This window comes from bacterium, from assembly GCA_013360215.1.
Taxonomy (GTDB): Bacteria; CLD3; CLD3; order SB21; family SB21; genus JABWCP01.
On the sequence record JABWCP010000049.1, the window covers coordinates 1 to 9,401 of the forward strand.

General features: G+C 41.1%; 11 protein-coding genes. 10 read left to right on the top strand and 1 reads right to left on the bottom strand.

Features of this window, described 5'->3' with window-relative positions:
* The 3 genes from HUU58_15905 to HUU58_15915 all read left to right on the top strand — a co-directional run.
* Nucleotides 1–462, top strand: a 462-nt coding sequence (locus HUU58_15905; protein ID NUN47158.1) for a DUF3047 domain-containing protein, incomplete at its 5' end; no start/stop codon positions are given.
* Between the two features lie 19 nt (nt 463–481).
* Nucleotides 482–1,528: a radical SAM protein gene (locus HUU58_15910; GenBank protein ID NUN47159.1), complete on the top strand. Its 1,047-nt coding sequence runs from the start codon at nt 482–484 to the stop codon at nt 1,526–1,528.
* The gene (locus HUU58_15915; GenBank protein ID NUN47160.1) at nt 1,525–1,719 is read left to right on the top strand and encodes a hypothetical protein; all 195 of its coding nucleotides are present in this window, start codon (nt 1,525–1,527) and stop codon (nt 1,717–1,719) included. The genes HUU58_15910 and HUU58_15915 overlap by 4 nt, the downstream gene beginning before the upstream one ends.
* A 6-nt stretch (nt 1,720–1,725) precedes the next feature.
* Here HUU58_15915 and HUU58_15920 read toward each other — a convergent pair whose 3' ends face one another.
* On the bottom strand, nt 1,726–1,998 hold the full coding sequence (locus HUU58_15920; protein NUN47161.1) for an oxidative damage protection protein: 273 nt from the start codon (nt 1,996–1,998) through the stop codon (nt 1,726–1,728).
* Between the two features lie 89 nt (nt 1,999–2,087).
* Between HUU58_15920 and HUU58_15925 the strand changes: the two genes are divergently transcribed.
* The 7 genes from HUU58_15925 to HUU58_15955 all read left to right on the top strand — a co-directional run bounded on the left by HUU58_15925 (nt 2,088) and on the right by HUU58_15955 (nt 8,539).
* Nucleotides 2,088–3,194: a DUF2914 domain-containing protein gene (locus HUU58_15925; GenBank protein NUN47162.1), complete on the top strand. Its 1,107-nt coding sequence runs from the start codon at nt 2,088–2,090 to the stop codon at nt 3,192–3,194.
* 146 nt (nt 3,195–3,340) lie between these two features.
* On the top strand, nt 3,341–4,729 hold the full coding sequence (locus tag HUU58_15930; GenBank protein NUN47163.1) for a hypothetical protein: 1,389 nt from the start codon (nt 3,341–3,343) through the stop codon (nt 4,727–4,729).
* Nucleotides 4,730–4,755: 26 nt separating this feature from the next.
* Nucleotides 4,756–6,093 (top strand): hypothetical protein, encoded by a 1,338-nt coding sequence (locus tag HUU58_15935; GenBank protein ID NUN47164.1) that lies wholly within the window; start codon nt 4,756–4,758, stop codon nt 6,091–6,093.
* 98 nt (nt 6,094–6,191) lie between these two features.
* Nucleotides 6,192–6,506: a 50S ribosomal protein L21 gene (gene rplU / locus HUU58_15940; protein ID NUN47165.1), complete on the top strand. Its 315-nt coding sequence runs from the start codon at nt 6,192–6,194 to the stop codon at nt 6,504–6,506.
* Nucleotides 6,507–6,516: 10 nt separating this feature from the next.
* Nucleotides 6,517–6,783 (top strand): 50S ribosomal protein L27, encoded by a 267-nt coding sequence (rpmA, locus tag HUU58_15945; protein NUN47166.1) that lies wholly within the window; start codon nt 6,517–6,519, stop codon nt 6,781–6,783.
* 137 nt (nt 6,784–6,920) lie between these two features.
* Entirely contained in the window at nt 6,921–7,844 is a 924-nt protein-coding gene (gene mdh / locus HUU58_15950) for a malate dehydrogenase (protein ID NUN47167.1), read from the top strand.
* Nucleotides 7,845–7,978: 134 nt separating this feature from the next.
* Nucleotides 7,979–8,539 (top strand): hypothetical protein, encoded by a 561-nt coding sequence (locus HUU58_15955; GenBank protein NUN47168.1) that lies wholly within the window; start codon nt 7,979–7,981, stop codon nt 8,537–8,539.
* The last annotated feature ends 862 nt before the right edge of the window (nt 8,540–9,401 follow it).

The following is a 9,401-nucleotide window of genomic DNA, read 5'->3' on the forward strand; positions in this document are numbered from 1 at the left end:
ATCACGATCGTGTCTGATAAAAAATGGAATATCAAAAAATATCAATGCATTCAATGGCGTTGGCGCGTCAATCAATTTCCTACCGGCGCCAATGAATATGCCAAAGGTAAAACCGATAACGCGGCCAGCCTGTATATCAGTTATTACGTGAGTTTTATCGGCATACCGCGCAGTATCAAGTATATTTGGAGTAATACACTTCCGGAATGCGAAACTTTCCGAAAAGATGGTACAGGAAAGGCGACGAATGTAGTCGTGGAAAGCGGCACCTCCAAAACCGGCCAATGGATCACGGAAACAATCAATATCTACGAACAATATAAACGCGTATTCGGTGAATATCCGCCGGATGAAGTCGCCGGTATAGCGATACGTACGGATGCCGATGGCACCAATTCGCGTGCGATCGCCGACTACGATGATATTATTGCCATTCCGTATTGCGATGGGCCTTGTAAATAAGGACAGTGAAAAATAAAGAATGTTTAAAATACTTAATAATATCACCCACCGGCGCCCTGTTAACTCCAGCACCGAAGTTCGGATAACCTACAAGTGTACGCAGCGCTGTCGGCAGTGTGTGATTCCTTTCAAAAATACTCATACGATGACGGTGGACGAATTTGCTCACGTCATGGAAAATCTGCGCAGTTACGGAGCCTATGTCGGCTTCATATCGGGCGGGGAGACGACGGTCGTGGATGGTTTGCCGGAGATGCTGCTTGAAGCGCATAAAACTTTTCGTTTTGCGACGACACTTGTGACAGGGCTTTATAATAAATGGGAAAATATAGAGCCGGCTGCACGGATTTGTATGGAAAACGGAATGCATATTCAGACATCGTTTGACGGTTTGGGGGAGATTGGGGATCATTTGCGCGGATGCAAAGATTTCGAAAAAGTGATTTCCGAAAACATGCGCAGAATAAGTGAGTTGAGACGAGATATCCAAAAGAAAAATAAAAAGAAATCTGTACTTTATGCCAATACGGTGATGAGTGATATCAATTTAGATCAGGTCCCCGATATCATCGCGCACGTCAAATCTTTAGGATGGAAATCAACAGTCGGAATGTACCATACATTGACTTTTTCGACACGCTACAATGATGATATGGTTTTGCGTCCTGGCGAACGATTAAATAAAACCATGGCGTTTTTAAAGCAAAATCCCGACGTGATGAATTTAGATGCTTGGATTGACGGCGTCATTCCTTATGTGGAAGATCCGAATTTAAATTGGTGCCCGTTTGTAAAAGCACCGTACTTAGCGACACGCACGACGATCATGGAAAACGGCGATGTGCATCTCTGCAAGGGTAATCCGATAGGAAATGTTTTTCGGCAATCGTTAGGGAAAATTTTCGAAAGTTATGAATACAAACAAAGATTAGATGAATACAGCCGATGCGAAGGTTGCTGGACTACCTGCTATACGCAGCGGTATCTGTCGGTGCGACCCAAGTCAATCAGTGAGGCTGTTTCAAATATTAAAAAAATCAAACGTAATACGACGGTGGAATTATGATACGTTTTACGAAGCGTTTTTATTTCGGTATGCCTTTGTCGCTCGCGGGCATACTGATCGCATTCAATTATATCAGTAACTACCGTACCTATGCCGTTGTTCTTTTCTGGACCGGTATTATAACCGGTATCGTCGGATGTTACCTCATGTTTAAGGGCATCAAATCGAAAAAAATAAAAATCGAACCCTGATACGATTTACGATGTAGGTTCGACGAATCCTTCCGGGCGCGCTGCTGTACCGCTAAAAAGAAACTGCTGAACTTGTTGTTTGAATATTTCATCCGTACGCGGATCCATCAGATTGAGGCGGTATTCATTCATCACCATTTTGAAATGTTCTTCAAACATTTTCCATGCTTGTTTAGACACCTGCTCATATACCCGTTTGCCGATTTCACCCGGGATCGGCGCTTTATCGAGACCTTCGAGTTCCTGATTGAGTTTTATACAGTACACCATGCGTGCCATAGATCATACTCCGAATTGTTGTTGATATATAAACCAAACGCGCTGAAGATAGCGGATTTGATAAAAAAAACAAATACTATCGCACGCTTATGAAATCAGTTTCAACCTATGTAAAAAAAACAACCCGGTGGTATACGCGATACCAAAACGTGATTTCTCCGGTTTCGTTTTTACTCGGATTCGTATGGGATGCTTTTTCTTCCAAACGCATTGATGCCATGGATCAAAATTACCTGCTAATGGGTTATTTGCTCATTGCTGGTATTCTATTGCTGTTATTGCACGCCGTAAAAGCTGAAAAAATCAAAACGGGTTTTTGGGTGACGTATCAAAAGCTTCTTCCCTTGGGTTTTCATTTTTGTTTGGGCAATCTCTACAGCAACCATGTTTATTTTTATTTTCAAAGTGCCGCCGGATTCAAATCATTGGTCTTTATAGCCGGACTCATGGTTCTATTGTTAGCCAATGAGTTTTATAAAGAGCGCATCCATCAGTTTTATCTTCAATTTGTGATGTTTTTTTTGGCGGCATTCTCTTTTTTCATTTTTTTTGTTCCGCTGTTTACTCGTGAATTGGGTTATCGGTCTTTTTTGATCGGAGGATGTATCAGTTTGGCATTTACCATGATGCTAATTTCCGCCGTCGCGCTTATAGCGAGGGCGCGATACCGTAAGCTCTTGATCAAAAGCGCCGGACTGATGATCGTGATCTATGGGGTTATGAATATATTCTATTTCGCCCGGTGGATTCCGCCGGTTCCGCTTGCACTGCGTCATGTGGGTATTTATCACACGATGAAAAAAAAGGACCAACGGTATGAATTGCAATATGAAAAAGCGGAGGCATGGGAGTTTTGGCGCACATCGGGGGATGTGTATCATTGGCAACCCGGTGACACGGTAATTTGTTTTGCAGCGATTTTTGCCCCAACCGAAATTCACACCACGATACATTACCAGTGGGAGCAATATTTAGAAGACCGTAACGCGTGGGTAATGCAGGATCATCAGAGTCATACTTTGCAAGGCGGGCGTGATGCGGGTTATCGTGGCTACTCTCGTAAGGGCGTGATTTCTCCGGGAGCATGGCGCGTCGAAATAACTACGGAGGAAGGACTGTTGATGGGATCTCTCAACTTTCGGGTTGAACAAGTAACAAAAGAATTTGAAAGAAAATTAGAAACCATTGAATGGTAATATCCATTGAATGGTAATATAATATGTTTGTTTCTTAATGAATACGGTTGCCATGATTGAAGTTGAAAATGTGAAACCGATGATTTAACTTGCCACAATTTATTTATTGTATGCATCGTAGTCATCTTAACAATAGGGGTTTTTGTATGAGATTAAAGACGTTTCGTTCATTCAAATTGATTTTATTAAAAGCTTTCTTATTTGGGATCATATGTTGGCCGTTGTATGGTCAAAAAAGCAATGATGTTTTGATTGATTCATTTCAAGTATTGATTGACAAGGAGGGGGTGGTAGAATACTTAAAAATCAGTGACTCAAAAAATTTGGATTATTTTTTATCCCGCTATCAGGCACAACCTCGGCGTATAGCTCTAACTGGAATTGAACTTATCGGTTTATCCCGCGGCTCGAATGCTCATGATCGCATGAATAGGCTGGTGTCCTTCCTTAAAGAGCATGCCGGTAATTTATCTTATTTTGAGATTCGGGGGCCGTTGGAAAGTAAATTTGAGGCAGAGGAAATAAGAAAACTGGTTGGGGTACTCTCAATACTTCCTATTAAGCAGCTTAAGTGGGAGAATATGCCGCAATCTTATTTTAAAGGTAAAGAGTCTGTTTGGAAAGAGTTCCAAATCATGGCGGCGAAAATACCGATAGTATCGCTTGAAAGAACGGAGTTAGATGATGTGCAATCTTTGATAACTCAAACGGTGTGGGACTCAGTACAGGAGTTGAATCTTAACTATACGAACCTCAATTCGAATTTATTTCATCTCATGAATGATTCATGTTTTCCGCATCTCGTGAATTTGAGTACATCCGAAATCAGAGTAACCCCAAAAACCAAGCTTAATCCGAATTTTCCAAAATTGAAAACGTGGACATTAACTCAAATAAAATATGATTTGGATACTTATTGCAGTGATTTTTACAAAGCCTACGAATCTACGATGAGATCATGTTCTAATTTGTTTTTACAGCTTCGATCCGATGGCGGTTTTTTTTCTATGACTAATGATCGCGATGTTATTCCTTTTGTTGTAGCGCGTCGAGATACTTTGCTGTGGCATAATGCCATATCAAAAATTAACCATCTTAATGGGTCAAAACTAGCCAAAACCGGTTATTTTTCGAGGGCTTATAAATTGCAGCGTGGTATGCAAGTGCCGAATACAGGGACATTCGGGTGGATACTTTTGAATGATGATGATATTAAAGCTTTTTTGTCTATACCGGATTTTGGTCTAATCACTGAAATTACATTATCAGGAAAACTTGGAGTATGTGATGCCGAAATTCTGCTAAGTAAAGCGGCGCATATCACAAGGCTTTATATATTAAATGCTGACATCCAGTCAACAGAAATCGAGATACTTCGCCGTTCTTATCCTATGGTTCAGATTATACTTATACAATCTGAATTACTTTCTCCCGAGAATGCTCTGTATAATCCTGGGATGGATTGGTATATGCAGCAACAAATGAAACAATTGATGACTCCCAATATCCCAAATATGCCCAAAATACACCGTTAACAAATAACATTCAGGATATATCAAGCATGAAAAAGAAATTCATATACATGATCTGTGTGCTTGCTGGTTTGTTTCAAAATTTGATTCAAGCTCAAAGTTTAACCTATGATATGCTTGCGATTGAATCGCTTAACGATATGAAAGCTGTTGAGTTAATAACAAACCCCACCATTCTTAGCGTTCGGTATACTGATGGAATGTCACAAGCTCTTGCCGAAAAACTCATCCAGATACCCGGTTATCATGATCAAATTAAGCGTATCGAAATTTTTGAAGCCAATATGGCGTCAGATGCACTTATAACGCTGATCAGCGGTGCGTCTGCGCTTGAAGAATTAGAAATGAGAGTCCTTCATGTTAAGCCTGAAGCAAAAATAAAAAATAATACTCCGCTACCTCGGCAACTACGAGTAATTTCACTTGTTAAATCAGAAGTTCCAACCAATGTTCTATCGTATCTGCTAACAGATAGTTCTAATATACAAGAGCTTACGTTGGTTGATATGAAACTTCAAACTGGGCAATTAATGTTTTTACGAGACAAAGCTTTTGTGAAGAAACTTACTTATATGGATCTCAGTAATAATCCGCTAGGTAGTAGTTTTTTTCGAATCCTTCCCGTCAATGAAAATTCAAACCTCAAAACGTTGAAACTCAATAACTGTGAGTTCACACAGGAATTCAGACTGTCATATCGAAACACGTATGATAAAAATGAACCGGCTTTGAGTTATATGATTGCTCCGTGGCAACCGCATGTCAATTGGGGAGGGCTTTTTTTCTCTAAACTTGAGCACTTAGAGCTGCAATGGGAAGATAAGAAATCGTCTATGAAGTCAGATACGAACGCAATTCGAAAAAAAATCAAACAAGAATCAAGTAGCAATAAAAGTAAGTTTGTGTATTATGTTCCCGAACATCCTGAGATGTACTCATTGTACCTGGATACCAATCTTCAAAAGATTCACTATTTTCGCGGCCCCTTTAGTCGTGAAAAATCAGATGAATTTTTGCGCAACTATTTTAATATTCAATCTCAAAGTCGAGTTCTTCCTGTAAGCTTACATTCGCTGAATACGTTGACCTATTTACTAAGCAAGCCTGATCGCAAACAAACCTTAGAAGAACTCGGATTTGCTGGAGAAGTTTGGAACTATAGCAGTCTGACAACAGTTCTCAATGGTGGACATTTCCCTAAATTACGTAGAGTGATACTTGAGTATACGGCATGCACCGAAATGGAAATCAATCGCATTATTGAAAATTATCCAACACTCGCTTTTGATGTGCATCTGTTTTTTACATCAGAACAAACATCACCTCGTATTTGGCCATATGTAAAGAAAGAAGTACCTAAAAAATGAAAATATAGCATTTGCAAGGGGCCTAAAAAAATCCTTGCGTTCCTATAGTTCGTCGCCTATATTGGCGTCCCTAATTAACTAACGTCCAGGAGGACACAGTGTACGCAGTCGTTGATATCAAAGGTTTTCAGTATAAGTGCGAAGCCGGCAAATCGCTGGTCATTCCGCGCGTAGCTGAAGCGGAGGTTGGCGACAAGATCGTTTTTGAAAACGTTCTTTTAATCTCCGAAAATGGCGCGGCCCAAGTCGGTCAGCCTACCGTAAAAGGTGCAAAAGTCGAAACGACGGTGATTGCGCACGGCAAAGGTGACAAAGTCATCCATTACCGCAAGTATCGCCGTAAAGGCTTCCAGAAAAAGAAAGGCCATCGCCAGCCCTTCACGGAAGTCGAAGTAACCGCTATTACGAAGTAAGGAGAGTTCCATGGCACACAAAAAAGGTCTTGGAAGTACGAAAAACGGCCGCGACAGCCATGGCCAACGCCTCGGTGTGAAGCGCTACGCCGGACAAACGGTTCTCGCCGGTAACATTCTGGTTCGCCAGCGTGGTACCAAATTCCATCCCGGCCGCAATGTCGGTATCGGAAGCGATGATACTCTGTTTGCGCTCATTGACGGCGTCGTGAAGTTTGAACACAAAGACAAAACGCGTTTACGCGTGAGCGTCTATCCGCAGGAAGCCAAAGCCTAAGCCGAGGTACCTGTGCAGAGCTGTATAACGGACAACGTCGTCTTCGGACACGCTGTCCGTTTTTTTTTGTTTTCTTGGATGAATTGTGTATCATACGTGCGTTCATCTTTTAACATCTATATTTCAGGAGATTGTATATGAAAATTACCGTCGTCGGCGGAGGCAATGTCGGTGCGACAGCTGCCCAACGGATCGCCGAAAAAGAATTGGCCAATGAAGTCGTTCTCGTGGACGTCGTAGCGGGTATGCCCCAAGGTAAATCGTTGGATATGTACGAATCGGCCCCGGTTGAGCGTTTTGATGTACGTATGGTGGGTACGCAAGGTTATGATGAGACCGCAGGTTCTGACATCGTGCTGATTACAGCCGGTTTGGCCCGTAAGCCCGGCATGAGCCGCGACGATCTGCTGATGAAAAACGCGGAAATCATCAAAGGCATCACTGAACAAATTGCCAAACGTTCACCGAATGCGATCATCATCATGGTAACCAATCCTTTGGATGTAATGACGTATGTAGCCTGGAAAGTTAGCGGTTTTCCGCGTGAGCGTGTCATCGGTATGGCCGGTGTGCTTGACAGTGCACGTTTCCGTTCATTTATCGCGATGGAACTCAATGTGTCCGTTCGCGACATCAGCGCATTTGTGCTCGGCGGCCACGGTGATACGATGGTTCCGTTACCTCGTTATTCGACGGTTGCCGGTATTCCTCTTCCGGATCTGATGGATAAAGCTACCATTGATCGCCTTGTTCAACGCACGCGCGATGGCGGCGCCGAAATTGTCAAATTACTCGGTACTGGTTCGGCTTATTATGCCCCTTCGTCTTCGGCTGTAGAAATGATCGAATCCATCGTCAAAGATCAAAAACGCATTCTTCCCTGTGCCGTGTGGCTGCAAGGCGAATATGGTCAGAAAGATGTATTCTGTGGCGTGCCTATCAAAATCGGAAGCAAAGGTATGGAGCAGATCGTTCAGATCAAACTGACGGCGGATGAACAAGCCGAATTGAATAAGTCAGCTCAGGATGTCAAAGATAATATTGCCAAATTGACTTTGTAATAAACACTTGCGACATTTTCATTGAGCCGATAATGTCTCGTTATCGGCTCAATTCTATAACAGTGCAAAACGATTTTTAGAAACTGATCACTCATATGTGAGTGAAGTATTTATTAATAAACAAGAGGGAAGGTATGAAAAATCTAATAGTACTAGTCATATTACTGCTTGGTCCGAAAACGACTTTGTCGTTAGCTCAATCTAATATCAAAGTAAGTGCAGACATGGCGGGTAAATCAAAAATATCCTATCAGGGAGAAAGTGTCTCTGTTACTACCAAAACGGGTTTTACTGTAGGTGGTGAAATTATGAGACCTATGAATAACAATGTAGCTATTGGCGGCGGTCTTCAGTTTCAGATACCCCGGGGTGGCAAAGACGCTGATGGGAATTTTAATTTTGTTCCTATCTATGCAGTAGGGACCTTCTTTTCTGAATATGGCAATGGAATTTATGGAAAAGGAATGTTAGGCTATAACCTGCATTATGGAGATTCAGATTATAAAGGAGATGCGGAATTAGGAGGTGGGTTGTGTTATGGTTTTGGTGGTGGTTTTGGCATTGGACGTAAATTTCTGATTGAGGGTATGTATATGATCAATAACGGCACATTTAACATTTTTGGGGAAGAGTTGGATGTAGCATATAGCAGATTCACGGTTTCATTGGGTATTATTATAAACAAAACAAACTGATTGTGGATTATTACTGATCAAGTTAAAAACCCTGTTTGATTTTACCAGACAGGGTTTTCTGTTTCATCTTGTTATGACAATTTGATTGACGCGTAATAACATCCTGTTTGCATTCATTCCTTATTGCTCAATCGTATAATTGATTTCATATAATTTGAGCTTGTACATGATGTTAACTAAGAGGAAAGTGAAGATTTTGTTTATACTCCGCCATCATTACGGCATCAAAATATAAATACAGTATTGATTTTTTGTGGTTACTTTAAGTATTGAGCTTGTCAAAGGAATAGCATTGTGCATCTTAAAAAAGATATCCAGAAAACAGATATATCTTTCAATAAACATGATAACAGGCGCGGTATAAAAAAAATGAATAAAGAGGTTGTTGAACTCGTTGCTATTAATGTTGCTGAGTCAGTAAAACCCAGAAATACTAACTGTAGCTATTGATTTTCTGATATATCCAAACCCTCCAGCGACTTGAGTGGTTCACCTGATTCCAAGATGCAATGTATCATCTGCAGTGATTGTATTAAGCCGATGATCAAAAATTATTGGTCTTGGTGGAGGATATATCCCGAAAAAGAAAACTCTCGTTGAGACTATGTATTTGGTTATCTAAAAGCAGTATTGAATACGGATGCGATAATATGCATATTGATATTACTTACTTTCGAAACCTGATTGGCCAATTCTTATAAAGAACTAAGCAACTTGTTTTATCTTTTAGTTTTATATGCCATGTCATTCATACCTCAGGGAGTTTAGGGATACTGAATAAGATCATACCCCCTTTGGCTGTTGTTTTCAAGTTTGAATTTCCAGAGCAGGTCAAGATTGAATGTAGGAAGCGTAGCAATTT

Bases quoted from the DNA above. Each gene is read 5' to 3' on its own strand.
- HUU58_15915 (NUN47160.1), top strand. From the start codon at position 1,525: ATGATACGTTTTACGAAGCGTTTTTATTTCGGTATGCCTTTGTCGCTC.
- HUU58_15935 (NUN47164.1), top strand. From the start codon at position 4,756: ATGAAAAAGAAATTCATATACATGATCTGTGTGCTTGCTGGTTTGTTT.
- HUU58_15920 (NUN47161.1), bottom strand. From the start codon at position 1,998: ATGGCACGCATGGTGTACTGTATAAAACTCAATCAGGAACTCGAAGGT.
- HUU58_15930 (NUN47163.1), top strand. From the start codon at position 3,341: ATGAGATTAAAGACGTTTCGTTCATTCAAATTGATTTTATTAAAAGCT.
- rpmA (NUN47166.1), top strand. From the start codon at position 6,517: ATGGCACACAAAAAAGGTCTTGGAAGTACGAAAAACGGCCGCGACAGC.
- HUU58_15910 (NUN47159.1), top strand. From the start codon at position 482: ATGTTTAAAATACTTAATAATATCACCCACCGGCGCCCTGTTAACTCC.
- HUU58_15925 (NUN47162.1), top strand. From the start codon at position 2,088: ATGAAATCAGTTTCAACCTATGTAAAAAAAACAACCCGGTGGTATACG.
- mdh (NUN47167.1), top strand. From the start codon at position 6,921: ATGAAAATTACCGTCGTCGGCGGAGGCAATGTCGGTGCGACAGCTGCC.
- HUU58_15955 (NUN47168.1), top strand. From the start codon at position 7,979: ATGAAAAATCTAATAGTACTAGTCATATTACTGCTTGGTCCGAAAACG.